This window comes from Streptomyces sp. C10-9-1 (genome assembly GCF_024497955.1).
GTDB lineage: Bacteria > Actinomycetota > Actinomycetes > Streptomycetales > Streptomycetaceae > Streptomyces > Streptomyces sanyensis.
Genome location: NZ_JANHKP010000008.1, coordinates 31,752 through 49,486 on the forward strand (window position 1 = coordinate 31,752; position 17,735 = coordinate 49,486).

Genomic DNA, 17,735 nt, shown 5'->3' on the forward strand with positions numbered 1-17,735 from the left:
ACTGACTTTTAAGGGGGTCGGGATGAATCCCGCGGACCTGCTCCGCCTTCTCCAGCAGCCGCTCTTCACGCTGCTCGGCACGCCCGTCGCCTGGGTCGAGGTCCTCGGCTTCGGCAGCGGTGCGCTGTGCGTCTGGCTGGTGGCCCGGCAGCACGTCGCCAACTGGCCCGTCGGCATCGCCAACACCCTGCTGTTCCTCGTGCTCTTCACCCAGGCCGGGCTCTACGCCGACGCCGGCCTCCAGATCGTCTTCATCGCCCTCGCCGCCTACGGCTGGTGGACCTGGACCCACGGGGGTGGACCAGGCTCCGACCGGCTGCCGGTGCGGCGCACCACGCGCACCGAGTGGCTCGCGCTGCTCGCGGCGGGGGCGGTGGGGACCACGGCGCTCACCCTGCTGCTGGCCCGGGCCACGGACTCCACCGTGCCCTTCTGGGACGCCCTGACCACCGTGCTGTCCCTGGCCGCGACGTACGGGCAGTGCCGGAAGCTGGTGGAGTCCTGGTGGCTGTGGATCGCGGCCGACGTGGTCTACATCCCGCTCTACGCCCACAAGGAGCTCTACCTGACCTCACTGCTGTACGCGGGCTTCCTGACCCTGTGCCTGGCCGGGCTGCGGAACTGGCGGCGCGACCTCGCCGCGGGCGACGCCCGCCCGGCCCTGGAGGCCGCCGCATGAGCCGCCACGGACACGGACTGGTGCTCGGCAAGTTCTATCCGCCGCACGCGGGCCACCACCACCTCGTCCGCACCGCCGCGGCCCGCTGCGAGCGGCTCACCGTGCTGGTCTGCGCCGCCTCCGTGGAGAGCGTCCCGCTCGCCGACCGGGTCGCCTGGATGCGCGAGGTCCACCCCGGGGTGCGGGTGGTCGGCGCCGTCGACGACCACCCCGTCGACCTGTACGACGAGGCCGTGTGGGACGCACACATGTCGGTCTTCACCACGGCCGTGCCCGAACCGGTCGACGCGGTCTACACCTCCGAGGAGTACGGCGACGAACTCGCCCGGCGCCTCGGCGCGGTCCACGTGTGCGTCGACCCGGACCGTGCGGCCTTCCCGGTCTCCGGCACCGCCGTGCGCCGCGACGCGGCCGGCTGCTGGGACTTCCTCGCCGCGCCCGTGCGCGCCGCGCTGACCCGCCGCGTCGTCGTCCTCGGCGCGGAGTCCACCGGTACCACCACGCTCTCCACGGCCCTCGCCGAGCACTACCGCGCCCGCGGCGGGGTCTGGGGCCGCACCCGGTGGGTCGCCGAGTACGGCCGCGCCCACAGCGAGCTGCGGCTCGCCGAGCTCCGGGCCCGGCGACCGGAGGCCGACTTCTCCGAGGTCGCCTTCGCCTCAGGGGAGTTCCCCCTGATCGCCCGGGAGCAGGCGGCCCGGGAGGAGGCCGCGGCCCGGGACGGCTCGCCCCTCCTCGTCTGCGACACCGACGCGTTCGCGACCACGGTCTGGCACGAGCGCTACCTCGGTACCCCCTACCCGGGCGAACCCGAACCCCGCACCCAGCACCTGTGGATCCTCACCGACCACACCGGGGTCCCCTTCGAGGACGACGGCCTGCGCGACGGCGAGCACCTGCGCCCCTGGATGACCGAGCGCTTCCGCGACGGACTCCGGCGCACCGGCCGCCCCTTCGTGGAGGTCACCGGCCCGCACGAGCAGCGGCTGGCCGCGGCCGTCGAGGCGGTCGACGCCTGCCTGCGCGAGGGGCTGACCTTCGCCGACCCGCTGCCCGCCCAGGCCCCGCCCGCTCCCGGGGGCCGCTGATGCAGGGCTACGACCCCTCCGCCTTCCCGCCGTTCGCCGTGACCGTGGACCTCGCCGTCTTCACCGTCCGCGCCATGCGGCTGCACGTCCTCCTCGTCGAGCGGGGCCAGGACCCCCACAGGGGCCGCTGGGCCCTGCCCGGCGGCTTCCTGCTGCCCCACGAGGCCGCCGAGCAGGCCGCCCGCCGGGAGCTCGCGGAGGAGACCGGGCTGTCCTGCGACACCACCGAGGGGCTCCACCTGGAGCAGCTGCGCACCTACAGCGACCCCGACCGCGACCCGCGGATGCGCGTCGTCTCCGTCGCCTTCACCGCCCTGCTGCCCGACCTCCCCGAACCCCGGGGCGGCGGCGACGCGGCCCGGGCCCGCTGGACCCCGCGCGACGAGGCCTCGCCCCTCGCCTTCGACCACGACCGCATCCTCGCGGACGCCCACGAACGCATCGGCGCCAAGCTGGAGTACACCTGCCTGGCGACCGCCTTCTGCCCGGCCGCCTTCACCCTCGGCGAACTCCGGCAGGTCTACGAGACCGTCTGGGGCGTGGCCCTGGACCGGCCCAACTTCCGCCGCAAGGTGCTCGCGACGCCCGGCTTCGTCGAACCGGTGGCCGGCGGCCCCCGGCGCACCGGCGCCCGGGGCAAGCCCGCGGCCCTGTACACGGCGGGCCCCGCCCGCTCGCTCCACCCTCCGCTGCTGCGCCCGGAAGGACGGCCCCGATGACCCTCACCGCACCCGCCCGCGACGCCTCCACCCCGCCCGGGAAGCGGGCCGCCACCGGCGCGCTGCTCGGACTGGCGCTCGGGGACGCCCTCGGCTTCCCCACCGAGTTCAGCGACGTCCCCCGCATCCTCGCGACCTGGGGACCCTGGCGCGGGATGCCCCTGCCCACACCCGCCCACGTCACCGACGACACCCAGATGACCCTGGCCCTCGGCCGCGGGCTGCGCACGGCCATGTCCCGGGGCCTGCTCGTCGGCTCGCGGCTGGTCCGCCCGGTGCGCGAGGAGTTCGTCGACTGGTACCACTCCCCGGACAACAACCGCGCCCCCGGGCGGACCTGCCTGGTCGCCTGCCGCCTGCTCGACGGGGACGCGCCCTGGCAGCAGGCGAGCCAGACCGGGTCCAAGGGGTGCGGCGCCAACATGCGGGTGGCCCCCGTCGGCCTGGCCCCCGGCCTCGACGACGGGCAGCGCGCGGGCGCCGCCCAGCTCCAGTCCGCCCTCACCCACGGGCACCCCACCGCGCTGGCGGCGAGCGACCTGACGGCGCGGGCCGTCCACCTGCTCGCCCGGGGCGAGGACCCCTCCGGCCTGGTCGCCCTGCTCCGCTCCTACGCCCTGGAGGCGCGCACCCGCTACCACGAGCGCTGGCTCGGCGACCTGTGGCGGCACGCCACCGCCGACCCCTCCCCGGGGGCCTTCATCGCCCGCGGCTGGGACGAGTGCCTGGCCGTCCTGGACCGCCTCGAGGCCGCGCTGCGCGCACCGGATCCGGAAGCGGACCCCTGCCTGTCCACCGGCGACGGCTGGATCGCCGAGGAGGCGCTGGCGACGGCGCTGCTGTGCTTCCTGATGTTCCCCGGGGAGCCGCTCACCGTCCTGCGCCGTGCGGCCTGCACACGCGGCGACTCCGACTCGATCGCCGCCCTCGCGGGTGCCTTCGCGGGCGCCCACCTGGGCGCGGACGCCTGGCCCGCCGACTGGGCCGCTCGGATCGAGTACCGGCCCGAACTCCTGGAGCTCGGAGCGCTCTGGGACGCTTGAGCGATGACCGCGCTGCGCCGCGCCGGAGTCCACGCCGACCTCTCCGCCGTCACCGCCGAACAGCCCCATCCGCTGGTCTTCGCGACCGTCTCGGGGGCCCACCTGTACGGCTTCCCCTCCCGGGACTCCGACGTGGACCTGCGCGGCGCGCACCTCCTGCCCGCCGCCGACCTCGTCGGCCTGCGCGAGCCGGAGGAGACCCGCACCGCCATGCGGGACGCCGACGACACCGAACTCGACCTGGTCACCCACGACCTGCGCAAGTTCGTCCGGCTGCTGCTGCGGCGGAACGGCTACGTGCTGGAGCAGCTGCTCTCCCCGCTCGTCGTCCGCACCGGCGAGACGCACCGGGAACTCGCCTCCCACGCCCCCGGCGTGCTGACCTCCCACCACGCCCACCACTACCGGGGGTTCGCCACCACCCAGTGGCGCCTGTTCGGCAGGACGGGGGAGCTCAAGCCGCTGCTCTACACCTACCGCGCCCTGCTCACCGGCATCCACCTCCTGCGCAGCGGCCGGGTGGAGGCCCATCTGCCCACCCTCCACGGCGAGGTCGCCGAGGCGCCCGAGCGCCTGCCCGAGCTGATCGCCGCCAAGGAGGGGGCCGAGCACGGCGTGGTGGAGGCGGGCCTGGACACCGAGGCGGTCCGGTCCGAGGTCGAGCGCCTGCACACCGTGCTCGACGCGGCGCAGGCCGCGACCCGCCTCCCCGGGCAGCCCTCAGCCGGAGCGGCGCTGCACGACCTGCTGGTCCGCGTACGACTCGGCTGAGGCGCGCCGGGCCCGGAAGAGGAAGTCCTCGACCCGGGCCCGATCGGGCTCCGCGGGCAGCGGGGTGCCGGACAGGGCCGCGTCCGCCTCGTCGGCCAGCCGGCCATCCAGGCGGCCACCCGCTCCCAGGGGACCTCGCCCCGCCTGACCGCGAGCAGCGCCTCCCGCTCCTCGCCCACCTCGACCACCAGCCTGCCGGTGCGCAGCAGGTCCCGGCAGGACGCGAGGAGCCGCACCAGGTGCATGGCGTGCTTCCAGCGGGGCGCGCCGCGGGTGCGCAGATCCGCCTCCAGCTTCCGGCGCTGCCCGTGCGCGTAGCGGACGAAGGTGGCGTGCGCCTGCCGGGAGAGGAAGGCCCCGCGCAGGAGGAGCAGTTCGCGCCCGATGTCGTCGACGTGCTCGACGAGGGGGGAGTGGAGGCACTCCAGCACGTTCGGGTTGGCGCGCAGCGCCAGCGACAGGAAGCGCTCCAGCTCCCAGGAGAACTGCTCCTCGGCCGGTCCCTCGACATGCGTGGGCGGCTTGTCGAACGCCCAGTACAGCGGGGCCGGAGCGAGGAACACACCGCGGCGGTCCGTGTCGCTGTCCTCGGTGGCCAGCCCGAAGGCCCGCGATCCCGTCACACAGGCGTACACGGTGTGGTCGAGCACGAGGGCTGCGGGGTCCTGCGGGCCGGGAGGGGACGCGGTGTTCACGGCCCGAGGCTACGCCGCCCCGCCGCGCGGCCGGGAGCCGGCCCGTGACCTGCCTCGACACCATCCGCGAGAAGCACCGACGGCACCCCTGCCGGTCGTCTCCCCGCTCCTGTGCCCCCTCCACGAGGACACGCCCGGTCCGAGCCCCCGTCCCGGCCGCGCTGGGCGAGGGGCGACCGGTGTTCCGGGCGCGGAGCGACCCTGCCGAGCGTGCCTCGGGCAAGCTCACCCTCTCCGTCATCCGCCGGGAACTTGCCCGGATCGTCGCCGGGCGGGCCGGGGCGGACCCGCGTCCGCACCTGCTGGACGGGAGGGAGCTGTACGGGCCCGCCGACGCCGGGGAGCTGCCGCTGCCGGACGGCCTGCACCCGGACGCGGCGACCCACCGGCTCATCGGGGAGCGCTTCGCCCCCCCCGGGCCCCTTCGCCCCGGGCGGTTCCTGACCGGCCGGACCCCCCCGGCGCCGTGCGAAGCCGCCCCGGGCGGGCCGCTCAGACCAGCCGGACGGAGCCGCCGGAGACCGCGATCTGCTTCGGCGGCAGCGGCCGGGTCGCCGGACCCACCGCCACGGAGCCGTCCGCGACACGGAACCTGCTGCCGTGGCAGGGGCAGGCGATCAGCCCGTCGCTGACCGATGCGACCGTGCAGCCCTGGTGCGTGCAGATCGCCGAGAAGGCGCGGAACTCCCCCTCCTCCGGCTGGGTGACCACCACCTCCTGGTCCGCCAGGACGACTCCGCCCCCGACCGGCACCTCGGCGGCGGCGGTGAGTTCCTCGCCCGCCGGGGACGCCGGGGCGGAGCCCGAGGCGCCGTCGGAGGGTGTGGGGGAGGCGGGCGCCCCGGTGGGGGACGCGGTGGGCTCCGGGGTCCCGCCGTCCCCGTCCCCGCAGCCCGCCGTCAGCGAGACGGCGGCCGCCGCGCCCGCCGCCAGGACCGTTCTGCGCTGCGTGCCCATGCCGTGACTCCCTCGTGTCCGCCTGCACCGCCTCCGAGCATCCCCCGCCGCCGGCCGCCTCCGGCGCAGGCGCGCCAGAGGCGGCCCACCGCGCGGGCGGACCGCGGAACGGGCCCGGGGCGGGACCGGCAGGCGCGCGGGGCAGCCCGTACGCTGAGCGCGGGCCCGCCGCCCCCACCGACGGCACCACCCGCCCGCACCCGCCCGCATCCCTAGGACGCCCACCCGTGAGAACCGCGCTCGTCATCGGAACCGGACTGATCGGCACCTCGGCCGCGCTCGCCCTCGCGGGCCGCGGCGTCCGGGTCCACCTCGTCGACCACGACGCGGCACAGGCCCGCACCGCCGCCGCGCTCGGCGCCGGCACCGAGGAGGCGCCGGAGGGCCCCGTTGACCTGGCGGTGGTGGCCGTCCCGCCCGCCCGCACCGCCGCCGCGCTCGCCGAGGCGATGAAGGCCGGACGGGCCCGCGGCTACCTCGACGTCGCCAGCGTCAAGGGCGGTCCGCGCCGCGAGCTGGAGCGGCTCGGTGCCGACCTGTCCGCCTACATCGGCACGCACCCGATGTCCGGCAAGGAGACCTCGGGCCCCCTCGCCGCCACCGCCGACCTCTTCGAGGGGCGGCCCTGGGTGCTCACCCCGACCCCCGGCACGGACACCGAGGTGCTCAACCTCGCTCTGGAGCTGGTGGCCCTGTGCCGGGCCGTGCCGGTCGTCATGGACGCCGACGCCCACGACCGGGCCGTCGCCCTCGTCTCGCACACCCCGCAGCTGGTCTCCTCGCTGGTGGCCGCGCGCCTGGAGGCGGCCGACGACACCGCCGTCCGGCTCTGCGGCCAGGGCATCCGGGACGTCACCCGCATCGCGGCCTCCGACCCCCGGATGTGGGTCGACATCCTCGCCGCCAACCCCGGCCCGGTCGCCGACGTGCTCGCCGAGGTCGCCGCCGACCTGGACGAGACCGTGCGCGCGCTGCGCGCCCTGCACACCGGGGACGCGACCGAGCGCCCCGGAGCGGCCCGGGGCGTGGAGGACGTGCTGCGCCGCGGCAACGCCGGCCGCGCCCGGGTCCCCGGCAAGCACGGCGCCGCCCCGGCGGCGTACGAGACGGTCGCGGTGCTGATCAGCGACCAGCCCGGCGAGCTGGCGCGGATCTTCGCCGATGCCGGCCGGATCGGCGTGAACATCGAGGACGTCCGCATCGAGCACGCCACCGGGCAGCAGGCGGGCGTGGTGCAGCTGATGGTGGAACCCGCCGCGGCGCAGGTCCTCGGAGCCGCCCTGCGGGAGCGCGGCTGGGCTCTGCGCCCGTAGCGCGCGGCGCCCCGCGCCGCCGCCCCCGGAGCCCCGGGCTCCGGGGGCCCGCTCCGCGTGCAGGAGGGACCTCCGGCACTCGGTAACCTTGTGCTGTGCCCTCGGCGGTCCCGCCGCCGATCCTCCCGCAGACCTGAAAGGTGTCCGACACCGTGGAATCCGTGATCGTCGCCATCGACGGCCCCTCCGGCACGGGCAAGTCGAGCACCTCGAAGGCCGTCGCCTCGGCCCTCGGGCTCAGCTACCTGGACACCGGCGCCCAGTACCGCGCCATCACCTGGTGGATGCTGTCCAACGGTGTCGACACCGCCGACCCGCTCGCGATCGCGAGCGCCGCGGGCAAGCCCGTGATCGAGTCCGGCACCGACCCGGCCGCCCCCGCCATCACCGTCGACGGTGTCGACGCCTCCGGGCCCATCCGCACCCAGGAGGTCACCTCCAAGGTCAGCGCCGTCAGCGCGGTGCCCGAGGTGCGGGAGGTCATCACCGGGCTGCAGCGCTCCATCGCCGCGGCGGCCGCGCGGGGCATCGTCGTGGAGGGGCGGGACATCGGCACCACCGTGCTGCCCGACGCCGACCTGAAGATCTTCCTCACCGCCTCGCCGGAGGCCCGCGCTGCCCGGCGCAGCGGCGAGATCAAGGGCTCGGACGTGGCCGCCACGCGCGCCGCGCTGGTCGCCCGGGACGCGGCCGACTCCGGCCGCAAGACCTCCCCGCTGGCCAAGGCCGACGACGCGGTCGAGGTCGACACGACCGAGCTCACCCTCCAGCAGGTGGTGGAGCGCGTGGTGGCCCTGGTCGAGGAGCGCCGCGACGCGCTGCCGGGTGCCGGGGAGCGGACGGCCGCCCGGTGACCGCTCCCTCCCTGAAGGGCGCGGCCGTCGGCAGACGGATCGGCATAGGGCTCATGCGGGGCCTGTGGCGCCCCCGCGTCCTGGGCGCCTGGCGCGTACCGGCCGAGGGGCCCATGATCCTCGCCGTCAACCACGCGCACAACATCGACGGCCCGATGCTCATGGGCACCGCGCCGCGCCCCGTGCACTTCCTGATCAAGAAGGAGGCCTTCGTCGGGCCCCTGGGGCCTTTCCTGTCCGGTATCGGCCAGGTACCCGTGGACCGGACGGCGGCCGACCGCACGGCGATAGGCAGCGCCCTCGGCATCCTGGAGCGCGGCGGGGTCCTCGGGATCTTCCCCGAGGGCACCCGGGGCGAGGGCGACTTCGCCTCGCTGCGGGCCGGGCTGGCGTACTTCGCCGTCCGCAGCGGTGCCCCGATCGTGCCCGTCGCGGTGCTGGGCAGCACGGACCGCCGCGGCCGCCTGGTGCCGCAGCTCCCGCCGCTGCGCAGCCGCGTCGACCTCGTCTTCGGCGACCCCTTCGCCGCGGGCGACGGCAGCGGCCGCCGCACGCGCAGGGCGCTCGACGAGGCGACCGTGCGCATCCAGGAGCGCCTCACCTCCCACCTGGAAAACGCCAGGCGCCTGACCGGGCGCTGAGCGAGACTTGACCCGAGTGACGGGCCGCCCGACGCGGCCTGGTGACGAACGAGGAACGGACTTCATGAACGACCAGCACGACCACGGAGCACTCGGCGACGCCGAGTACGCGGAGTTCATGGAGCTCGCCGCGGAAGAGGGCTTCGACGCCGAGGACGTGGAGGGCGCGATCGAGGAGGCCGGCCACGGCCCGCTCCCCGTCCTCGCCATCGTCGGCCGCCCCAACGTCGGCAAGTCGACCCTGGTGAACCGCGTGATCGGCCGCCGCGAAGCGGTCGTGGAGGACCGGCCGGGCGTCACCCGCGACCGCGTCACCTACGAGGCCGAGTGGGCGGGCCGCCGCTTCAAGGTCGTCGACACCGGTGGCTGGGAGCAGGACGTCCTCGGCATCGACGCCTCCGTCGCCGCGCAGGCCGAGTACGCCATCGAGGCCGCCGACGCGGTCGTCTTCGTCGTCGACGCCACCGTGGGGGCCACCGACACCGACGAGGCCGTCGTCAAGCTGCTGCGCCGTGCGGGCAAGCCCGTGGTGCTCTGCGCCAACAAGGTCGACGGGCCCAGCGGCGAGGCCGACGCCACCGCCCTGTGGTCCCTCGGCCTCGGTGAGCCGCACCCGGTCTCCGCGCTCCACGGCCGCGGCACCGGCGACATGCTCGACGCGGTCCTGGAGGCCCTGCCCGACGCCCCGGCGCAGACCTTCGGCACCCCCGTCGGCGGTCCGCGCCGCATCGCCCTGATCGGCCGCCCGAACGTCGGCAAGTCCTCGCTGCTCAACAAGGTCGCCCGCGAGGAGCGCGTGGTGGTCAACGAGCTCGCCGGCACCACCCGCGACCCGGTGGACGAGCTCATCGAACTCGGCGGGGTCACCTGGAAGTTCGTCGACACCGCGGGCATCCGCCGCCGGGTCCACCTCCAGGAGGGCGCCGACTACTACGCCTCGCTGCGCACCGCGGCCGCCGTCGAGAAGGCCGAGGTCGCCGTCGTCCTGATCGACGCGGGCGAGAGCATCAGCGTGCAGGACCAGCGCATCATCACCATGGCAGTGGAGGCGGGCCGTGCCATGGTCATCGCCTACAACAAGTGGGACACCCTCGACGAGGAGCGGCGCTACTACCTGGAGCGCGAGATCGAGACCGAGCTCGGCCAGGTCGCCTGGGCCCCCCGGGTCAACGTCTCGGCGCGCACCGGCCGCCACATGGAGAAGCTCGTCCCGGCCATCGAGACGGCCCTCGCCGGCTGGGAGACCCGCGTCCCCACCGGTCGGCTGAACTCCTTCCTCGGCGAGCTGGTCGCCGCCCACCCGCACCCGATCCGGGGCGGCAAGCAGCCCCGCATCCTCTTCGGAACGCAGGCGGGCACCAAGCCGCCCCGCTTCGTGCTCTTCGCCTCGGGCTTCCTGGAGCACGGCTACCGCCGCTTCGTGGAGCGCAGGCTGCGCGAGGAGTTCGGCTTCGAGGGCACGCCCCTGCACATCTCCGTCCGGGTGCGCGAGAAGCGCGGCCGCAAGAAGTGACGCGCTGACAGGTCGCAGCCCGGGTGCCCGGGACCGCCGCAGCGGTCCCGGGCACCCGGGCGAGGGCCGTCCCGCGCCCGGGCGCCGGGCGGGGCGCTGCCCGCTCACAGCCCCCGGCGGGGGGCGGGGGGCAGCGCGGCGGGCTGGTAGCCGCCCGGGGGCCGTACCACCTGGTGGTACGGCTGCCAGTGGCCCTGCTGGTGCCCCGGGCCGGTCGTCCCGGGCCGGGTGCTGTGCAGTCCGGTGGTTCCGAACGCCCGGAACCCGATGTGCTCCTCGCCGCTGCGGTCGCCCGGGAGCGTCTTGAAGGCTCTCAGGTACTCCGAGTAGAGCGCGTCGTAGATCGGCGTCGGCGACATGCCGGACGAACCGTCACGGACGGGGCGCATCGAGGGGATCTGGCTCTGGTGCGGCTGGCGGGCTGGGTCGTATGTGTGCACGTACCTGCAACGACGGGACGGCCCTGCGGATGCGGTCGGCGCCCCGCCCTGTTCCCGTGGCATGGCAAAGCCCCAGGCCACCGCCGCGGAAGTCCGACGCGGCGGTAGGGGCCCGGGCGCACGGCGGCGGGCGGCACCGGGAGGGAGGGGCCCCCGGCACCGCCCCGGATCGGGCTCCGCGCCCGCACCGCCGCGAGCGGGGCCGCCCCCGCGGGCGCCCGGCGCGGAGCGGACCGGCTCTCGCCGGTCCGGGGGCCTCAGGTACCGGCCAGCGGCATGGTCGCCGCCACCAGGCGCCCGTTCGCGGCCGCCTTCTCCAGGGCCTCGCGCAGCAGGTCCTCGCGCGGCTGCTGGCCGATCGAGCCCACCGGGGCCGCGAAGACCAGCACGTTCTGCGTCTTGTTGGCCGCCGTGCGCCAGCCGTCGGTGACCTGGAGCGGCTGGTGCGCCTGCCACCAGGCGACCGGGCTGCCTCCGCCCGCGGCGGGCTGGAGCACCGCGTGCAGCTGGCCCATGGCCACCAGCACGGACCAGCCCGGAAGCTGGGCCGGCACCTGGTTGACGTCCATGACGGGCTGGAAGCCGTGCTCGATGAGCAGCGGCAGGAAGTCGTCCCCGCCGTTGCCCGCGGTCCCCGGGCGGGCGATGGGTGCCGTGGGCTCGACGACGAGCGCCGGGTGCAGCTCCCCGCCGATCAGGACGAGGCCGCTGGTGACCCCGAGCACGGCCTGCTGCGGAGCGGCCCCCGGGATCTGCGGCTCCTCGCCGGTGATGGAACGGACGGCCCCCTGCAACTGGTCCTCGGCCACGTGGACGACCTGGGAGGGGATGCAGGTGGCGTGGGCGAACGCCAGGACGGCGGTCTCCTCGCCGACGAACAGCACCGTGCTGGTGCGCTCCTGCTCGGAGTCGCCCGGGGTGCGGCAGGAGGTGCAGTCGTAGCTGCCGGGTGCGTTGTGGCCGGCGAGCAGCCGCTCGGCCTCTTCGTCGCCGATCTCGGCACGTACGTCCTCGCTGACGTCGAGCATGCGCGGCACGGGGGGCTCCTCGGACTTGATCGGGTGCGCCGGGCGGGTCCCGGCTCGTAAAGGGTCAACGGGCGACGCACGGCGGGGGTCACGCGCCCGGGGGGAACGAAATCCGGGCGCGGCGGCCGCGCGGCCCGTGCCGCACCGCCGCCGTGCCGCCCCGACCGGGTGCGCCCCTCAGCGGACCTCTGCCGCCTCCCCGCGGAACACCACCGCCCCCCGGCGCAGCACCGCCACCACGACCGGGGGTCCCGTGTCCCGGGCCAGTGCGCCGGGCAGCCGCTGCTCGGCGAGAACCACGGCCGCTCCGGCGGCCGCCCGCTCGCCCAGCAGCCGGTACGTCGAGGCCGCCGCCCCGGGCGCCATGCCGACGACCGGTTCGTCGAGGAGCAGGACCCCGGCGGCCGACAGCAGGGCCCGGCCCACCGCGAGCATCCGCCGCTCACCCCCCGACAGCGTGGCCGCGCGGCGGTCGAGCAGCCGCTCCAGGGCGGGGTAGGCCCGCAGGGCCGGGCCCTGGTCGGCGCCGGGGCGCACGAGCTCCAGGTTGTCGCGCACCGTCAGGCCGGCGTGCACCGCGGGCGCCTCCGGCACCAGCAGCACCCCGGCACGCGCCCGGCGGTGGGCGGCCAGCGCGGTCACGTCGCGGCCCCCCAGCAGCACGGTCCCCTCGGCGGGGCGCACGGTCCCCGCCAGCACCCGCAGCAGCGTGGTGCGCCCCGAGCCGTTGCGGCCGAGGAGCACCGTGACGGCACCGGAGGGGACCGTCAGGTCGACACCGTGCAGCGCCTCCAGGGGCCCGTAGCGGACCCGCACGCCCAGCGCCCGCATGGCCGCCGTCACCGCAGGATCCTCCCGCCCTCCAGCACGACCACCGCGTCGGCGATCCGCTCCACCAGGTCGAGGTCGTGCTCGACCACCAGCACCGCGGTGCCGTCGGCGGCCAGGGCCGCGAGCAGCCTGGCCAGGGCCTCGGCCTCCACGGGGTCCAGGCCCGCGGCAGGCTCGTCCAGCAGCAGCGTGTGCGGGCCGGAGGCGAGGGCGCGGGCCAGCTCGACCCGGCGCAGCACGCCCGTCGGAAGCCCCGCCGCGGGAAGCGCGCGCACGGGGCCGGCGAGTCCGAGCAGCCGCAGGGCGGCCTCGGTGCCGGGGGCACCGCCCGGGCCGTGCTCCGCACCCACCCGGACGTTCTCCTCGACCGTCAGCGAGCCGAACACGGCGGGCTCCTGGAAGGTGCGTGCGACACCGAGCCGGAAACGGGTGTGCGCGGGGCTGCGTGTGAGGTCCGCCCCGTCGAGTTCGACGCGCCCCGCGTCGGGCCGCAGTGTGCCGCACAGGCAGTCGAACAGCGTGCTCTTCCCGGCGCCGTTCGCCCCGACGAGGGCGGTGACGCGGGCGGGGGGCACCCCCAGGTCCACCCCGAGCAGCACCGGGAGGCCGTCGTAGGACTTCCGCACCCCGTGGGCGGCCAGCCCGCCCGCGGCGGGGAGCGGACCGGCCGCGGGCGGCACGGCCCGCGCGGGCGTCTCGGAGCGCCGGGCCGTCCCGGAGCGCGCGGGGGAGCGTCCGGCCGCACCGCCCCCCGCGGCCCGCGCCCCCCGCCGCGCGGGCGCCGGGCGCGGGGCCCGGCCCGGGCCCGCCACGAGCCGCTCCCGCACGGCCGACCACGAGGGCAGCACGCCGGAGAAGGCGGCCAGCAGGCCCACCACCACGGCCGCCGCCCCCGCGTCCAGGCCGACCAGGAGCACCGCCGCGATCAGCGGTGACAGCGGGTTGTCGGCGCCGAGCACGAACACGGCCGCGAACCACAGCAGGCTGCGGACCGGGTCGAAGGCCGCCGGGTCGAAGGCCCCCGTCCCCAGGACGAGGAGCCCGCCCCCGAGGGCGGCCAGTGCCGCCCCCGCCGTGAACACCAGGAGTTTCAGGGGGCGGACGGCGAGCCCCGCCGCCTCCGCCCCCGCCTCGTGGTCGCGCAGGGCGGCCAGGGTGCGCCCCGCCCGGCCCCGGCGCAGCGCGGCGACGGCCGCCAGGGCGCAGGCCAGCACGGCGAGTTCGACCGCGTAGTAGGCGCGGTCGGCCGCCAGGCCGGCCGGCCGGGACACCGTCAGTCCCGCCGTCGCGTAGGGCTGGTCGAGCACGAACCGGCTGACCGCCACGCCCACGGCGAGGGTCGCCAGCGCCACCGCCAGGCCGTGGCGGCGGATCGCGGGCCAGCCGGTGAGCAGCCCCAGGGGGACGACCAGCAGCACCGCCGCCGCCGGCGCGAGGAGCCCGGGCAGGGCGGGCAGCCCGGGGAAGCGGCCCGCGGCCAGCAGGGCGGTGCCCAGGGCGCCGAGCCCCGCGAACGCCGCCTGGCACAGGGAGATCTGACCGCCCCGCCCGGTCACGACCACCAGGGACAGCAGGGCGACCGCGAGGGCGGGGACCTGGACGGCGCTGCTCAGGTCGTCTCCCGCCAGGCCCAGGGGCAGCAGGAGCAGCACGGCCGCCGCGGCGACGACCCCCCGGGGGATCCGCACCGGCGGGGCGGCCGCCCGGCCGACCCAGCCGCCCGCCCCGCCGGGCCCCGGCAGTACCAGCGCGGCGACCAGCAGGGCCACCACGAACAGGTTCGCCCCCAGCGCCTGCACCAGGGTCCCGGCCTCGCCCCCGGGGTGCAGGCGGGTCATCTGCGCCTGCGCCACACCGATGGCCAGGGCCGCGGCCACGGCGACCGCGAGGCTGCGCATCCGCGCGATGACGGCGACCGCGAGCACCTCGACCACCAGCAGGGGCAGGCCGAAGGGGTCGAGCCGCAGGTAGGGGGCGAGCAGGACACCGGTGAGCCCGGCCGTGAACGAGCCGAAGGCCCAGCCCGCGGCCGCGACCCGGTCCGCGTCCACACCCCCCAGCCCGGCCAGCTCCCGGTCGTCCACGACCGCCCGCACCTGCCGTCCGAACCCGGTCCGGCGGACGGCGGCCGCGACCGCCGCGGCCAGCAGCACGGCGGCCGCCACCTGGGCCCAGGGCTCGTCCGGCACGAGCACGGGGGCGTCGGTCCGCGCACCGGTGCCCCACAGCACGGCCGCGGCGCCCACCAGCAGGACGAACACGCCGATGGAGGCGACAAGGGTCCGCGCGGGGTCGGGGGAGGGCGAGGACAACGGCCGGAAGACGGCCCGGTCGAGGAGGAGGCCGATGCCCGGCGCGACGACGAGCAGCGTGACGGCCGCCCCCGCGGCGAGCGGCCAGCCCCAGCCGACGGTGAACTGGCGCAGCACGAAGGCGCACACCATCGCCACGGCACCGTGGGCGAGGTTGAGCACCCCGGTGGTCCGGTAGGTGACGACCAGTCCGATCCCGGTGAGTGCGGCGGCACTGCCGACGGCGAGCCCGGCGAGGGTCAGGTCGTAGGTCAGCGAGGCCACGGCCGCGTCCACGGTTCGCAGACCGGGCAGGGGACCGGTGCGCCGTCGCCGCCCGCCTGCGGGGGCTCCCCGCTCTCCCCTCCGCCCTCCGCCCCCGCCGCCTCCGCGGGCTCAACGGGCCTGCCCGCGACCAGCGGGCAGTCCGGCCGGTGGGCGAGCCGGCCACCCGGGACCCGGACCGGCGGTTCCTCGGAGACGGCGGCCGGCGGGCCGTGCGCCCCCGCCTCCCACGGCGCCTCCGGAGCGGGCCGCGCCGCCCGGTCCCGCGGTCCCCCGGCGTCCTGCCCGGCCGCCTCCTCACGGGCCTCGCGCACCGACCCCACGGCCAGGACGGCACCCACCACGAGCAGCGCGGCCCCCGGCACCGTGGAGGAGGCGAGGTAGGGGAGCTGCCGCTCGGCGACACGCTCGCCCGAGACCCCGTACCAGCCGAGTACGCACAGCAGGACGCCGCAGGCCAGGGCCGCGAGAGCACCCCACCACAGCAGTCGGGACGTCGGCATCGCGATGCCTCCTTTCTTGCACTATGCCCCGAAGCGGCGGACGCTGGAAGCCGAGAACCGGTGGTGATCGCGATGGCTCACACAAGGCACTCCCGCGGGGCGGTCTGGGCGGCTGCGGCGGTCCTCGTCCTCGGGCCGCTGGCCGTCGGCTGCTCCGACGACTCCGGCTCCGGCTCCGCCACCTCGCCGACCCCGGCCGCCACCTCCCCGGCCTCGCCCACCGAGGGCGCGGGACCGGCGGACCCGGCGGCGGCCGAGGACCAGATCGAGGAGAGCTGGGACGTGTTCTTCGACCCCTCCACGACGACCGAGCAGAAGGTGGCCGTCCTGGAGAACGGCGAGGAGCTGAGGCCCGCGCTGGCCGCGTTCTCCGGCGACCAGAACGCGGCGGCCGTCGGGGCGGAGGTCACCGGCGTGGAGTTCACCTCGCCGACCGAGGCCGAGGTCACCTACGACCTCCTGGTGGACGGCGTCGTGGTGCTGCCCGACACCCGGGGCACCGCGGTCGAGGAGGACGGGGTCTGGAAGGTCTCCCAGAACGCCCTGTGCGGGCTGGTCTCCCTGAGCGCCGAGGCCCCGTCCGTGCCGGGCTGCTGAGCGGGCCGGGCGACCGCCGAAGGACCGGGTCGTGGCCCGCGGCGCACGGCGTGCCCGCGCGTGCTGCGCCCGCGCGGCGGGCGGGGGCGGCACGGGCACGGCGCCGGTGTGGGCGTCCGCCCGCCGGGCGGTCCGGCACCGCCGGGCGCGCACCGCGGGCGCGCTGCTCGGCGCGGCCCTCCTCGCGGCCTCCGCGGCGTGCGGCAGCCGCCTGCCCGAGGCGGACTTCCCCCGCCCCACCGCGTCCGGCACCCCGGCCCGGGGGGAACCGATCCGCGTCGGCGTCATCGCCAGCTCCACCAGCCCGGTCGGAGGCGGCGCCTTCGACGCGCCCGGTGAGGGCGCCCGGGCCTACTTCGCGGCCCTGAACGCCCGGGGCGGCATCCACGGCCGCCCCGTGGAGGTGGTCGGCTGCGACGACGGGGGCAGCGGCCCCGGCAACACCGCGTGCGTGCACCGGCTCGTGGACGAGCACGGGGTGGTCGCCCTCGTCGCCACCACCGCCTTCGACTACGCGGGGGCCGCCAGGGTGGCCCGGGCGGGGGTGCCGGACATCGGAGGGCAGCCCCTCGGGCCCGCGTACGACACCTATCCGCACCTCTACGGCATCTACGGCAGCGCGGCCCCCCGCACCGGCCGGTCCCCGGGCTGGGACGGCACGCTCTACGGCGGCACGGAGGTCTACCGGTGGTTCCGCGAGGAGCAGGGCGCCCGTACCGCGGCCGTGGTGTCCTACAACCAGGCCGCCTCCGCCGCGTACGCCCGGCTGATGGCGCGGGGGCTGGAGGAGGAGGGCTACACCGTCGTCCGCGAGCAGGTGGACTTCGCCCTGCCCAACTTCCGCGCGGCCGCCGCCGACATCGCCCGCAGCGGTGCCGACCTCGTCTTCGACGCCCTGGACACGCACGGCAACGTCCGCCTGTGCCAGGCGCTGGACGGCGCGGGGGCGGATTTCACCGCCAAGGTCACCAACGTGCAGAACTGGAACGACGCGGTGGCCGACGACTACGCGGACGCGCCCCGCTGCCGCAACGCGCTGTGGGCCACCGGGTCCAGCCGCAACCACGACGAGGCCGCGCACCCGGCCGTGGCGGAGTTCCGCGAGGGGATGCGCCGCCACGGCGCCTCGGCCGGCCCGCTGTCCCAGTGGCAGCTGGAGGGCTGGGCCGCCGCCCGGTGGTTCGCCGACGCGGCCGCCTCCTGCGGCCGCGACCCGACGCGGGCCTGCGTGGACCGCGCCGTGCGGGAGTCCGCCCCCTACACCGCCGGGGGGCTGCTGCTCCCGGTCTCTTTCGAGCGACTCGCCGAACCGCCGGCGACGCGGCGCACCTGCCTGTCCGTGGTCCGCTGGCAGGACGGACGCGGCTGGGTGGACCAGGGCCGGGACATGACCCGCGACTGCTTCACCGTGCCCCAGCTTCCGTACCGGCCCTGACCGGCGAGTACGCTCCTCACGGACGGGCTCCCCGCCGGGGGAGCGGCCACGG

Annotated in this window: 17 protein-coding genes and 2 pseudogenes; 12 read left to right on the plus strand and 7 right to left on the minus strand. The window is 76.7% G+C overall.

Annotated features, from left to right (window positions below):
* Positions 1-22: 22 nt before the first annotated feature.
* The 5 genes from pnuC to NPS70_RS12880 are packed head-to-tail and all read left to right on the plus strand — an operon-like array spanning position 23 to position 4,300.
* On the plus strand, positions 23-679 hold the full coding sequence (pnuC, locus tag NPS70_RS12860) for a nicotinamide riboside transporter PnuC (RefSeq protein WP_256524328.1): 657 nt from the start codon (positions 23-25) through the stop codon (positions 677-679).
* Entirely contained in the window at positions 676-1,767 is a 1,092-nt protein-coding gene (locus tag NPS70_RS12865; protein WP_256524329.1) for an AAA family ATPase, read from the plus strand. The genes pnuC and NPS70_RS12865 overlap by 4 nt, the downstream gene beginning before the upstream one ends.
* Positions 1,767-2,486, plus strand: coding sequence for an NUDIX domain-containing protein (locus tag NPS70_RS12870; RefSeq protein WP_256524330.1), 720 nt, complete (start codon positions 1,767-1,769; stop codon positions 2,484-2,486). The genes NPS70_RS12865 and NPS70_RS12870 overlap by 1 nt, the downstream gene beginning before the upstream one ends.
* Positions 2,483-3,529: an ADP-ribosylglycohydrolase family protein gene (locus tag NPS70_RS12875; protein ID WP_256524331.1), complete on the plus strand. Its 1,047-nt coding sequence runs from the start codon at positions 2,483-2,485 to the stop codon at positions 3,527-3,529. The genes NPS70_RS12870 and NPS70_RS12875 overlap by 4 nt, the downstream gene beginning before the upstream one ends.
* Before the next feature lie 3 nt (positions 3,530-3,532).
* Positions 3,533-4,300 carry a DNA polymerase beta superfamily protein gene (locus tag NPS70_RS12880; RefSeq protein WP_256524332.1) on the plus strand — a complete coding sequence of 256 codons (768 nt, stop codon included), beginning with the start codon at positions 3,533-3,535 and terminating at the stop codon, positions 4,298-4,300.
* On the opposite strand, the pseudogene NPS70_RS12885 reads toward NPS70_RS12880, so the two are convergent.
* Positions 4,250-4,995, minus strand: a pseudogene (locus NPS70_RS12885) (DNA polymerase beta superfamily protein). The gene NPS70_RS12880 and the pseudogene NPS70_RS12885 overlap by 51 nt on opposite strands.
* Before the next feature lie 53 nt (positions 4,996-5,048).
* Between NPS70_RS12885 and NPS70_RS28885 the strand changes: the two are divergent.
* Positions 5,049-5,420, plus strand: a pseudogene (locus NPS70_RS28885) (lipase); the annotation flags it as partial.
* A gap of 67 nt (positions 5,421-5,487) precedes the next feature.
* Here the strand turns inward: NPS70_RS28885 and NPS70_RS12895 are convergent.
* On the minus strand, positions 5,488-5,952 hold the full coding sequence (locus NPS70_RS12895) for a Rieske (2Fe-2S) protein (protein WP_256524333.1): 465 nt from the start codon (positions 5,950-5,952) through the stop codon (positions 5,488-5,490).
* A gap of 227 nt (positions 5,953-6,179) precedes the next feature.
* Here NPS70_RS12895 and NPS70_RS12900 point away from each other — a divergent pair, with 227 nt between their 5' ends.
* The 4 genes from NPS70_RS12900 (at position 6,180) to der (ending at position 10,273) form a co-directional block, all read left to right on the plus strand.
* Complete coding sequence (locus NPS70_RS12900) at positions 6,180-7,265, plus strand: prephenate dehydrogenase (RefSeq protein WP_256524334.1); 1,086 nt, start codon at positions 6,180-6,182, stop codon at positions 7,263-7,265.
* A gap of 140 nt (positions 7,266-7,405) precedes the next feature.
* Entirely contained in the window at positions 7,406-8,119 is a 714-nt protein-coding gene (gene cmk, locus NPS70_RS12905) for a (d)CMP kinase (protein WP_256524335.1), read from the plus strand.
* Positions 8,120-8,172: 53 nt separating this feature from the next.
* A complete protein-coding gene (locus tag NPS70_RS12910; protein WP_256524563.1) occupies positions 8,173-8,760 on the plus strand; it encodes a 1-acyl-sn-glycerol-3-phosphate acyltransferase in 588 nt (195 codons plus the stop codon).
* A gap of 64 nt (positions 8,761-8,824) precedes the next feature.
* Positions 8,825-10,273 carry a ribosome biogenesis GTPase Der gene (der, locus tag NPS70_RS12915; protein ID WP_256524336.1) on the plus strand — a complete coding sequence of 483 codons (1,449 nt, stop codon included), beginning with the start codon at positions 8,825-8,827 and terminating at the stop codon, positions 10,271-10,273.
* A 104-nt stretch (positions 10,274-10,377) separates the two neighbouring features.
* Here the strand turns inward: der and NPS70_RS12920 are convergent, their stop codons facing one another.
* From NPS70_RS12920 to NPS70_RS12940, 5 genes are all read right to left on the minus strand, one after another.
* Positions 10,378-10,632 (minus strand): hypothetical protein, encoded by a 255-nt coding sequence (locus NPS70_RS12920; RefSeq protein ID WP_374211993.1) that lies wholly within the window; start codon positions 10,630-10,632, stop codon positions 10,378-10,380.
* Positions 10,633-10,970: 338 nt separating this feature from the next.
* Positions 10,971-11,750 (minus strand): hypothetical protein, encoded by a 780-nt coding sequence (locus NPS70_RS12925; protein WP_256524338.1) that lies wholly within the window; start codon positions 11,748-11,750, stop codon positions 10,971-10,973.
* Between the two features lie 168 nt (positions 11,751-11,918).
* Positions 11,919-12,584, minus strand: a complete 666-nt coding sequence (locus NPS70_RS12930) for an ATP-binding cassette domain-containing protein (RefSeq protein ID WP_374211994.1) — start codon at positions 12,582-12,584, stop codon at positions 11,919-11,921.
* Positions 12,581-15,148 (minus strand): ATP-binding cassette domain-containing protein, encoded by a 2,568-nt coding sequence (locus NPS70_RS12935; protein ID WP_256524339.1) that lies wholly within the window; start codon positions 15,146-15,148, stop codon positions 12,581-12,583. Before NPS70_RS12935 ends, NPS70_RS12930 begins: the two co-directional genes overlap by 4 nt.
* The gene (locus tag NPS70_RS12940; protein WP_256524340.1) at positions 15,136-15,651 is read right to left on the minus strand and encodes a hypothetical protein; all 516 of its coding nucleotides are present in this window, start codon (positions 15,649-15,651) and stop codon (positions 15,136-15,138) included. The genes NPS70_RS12935 and NPS70_RS12940 overlap by 13 nt, the downstream gene beginning before the upstream one ends.
* Positions 15,652-15,723: 72 nt before the next feature.
* Here NPS70_RS12940 and NPS70_RS12945 point away from each other — a divergent pair, with 72 nt between their 5' ends.
* Positions 15,724-16,248: a hypothetical protein gene (locus NPS70_RS12945; RefSeq protein ID WP_256524341.1), complete on the plus strand. Its 525-nt coding sequence runs from the start codon at positions 15,724-15,726 to the stop codon at positions 16,246-16,248.
* A gap of 106 nt (positions 16,249-16,354) precedes the next feature.
* Complete coding sequence (locus NPS70_RS12950; RefSeq protein ID WP_374211998.1) at positions 16,355-17,683, plus strand: ABC transporter substrate-binding protein; 1,329 nt, start codon at positions 16,355-16,357, stop codon at positions 17,681-17,683.
* Positions 17,684-17,735: the final 52 nt, after the last annotated feature.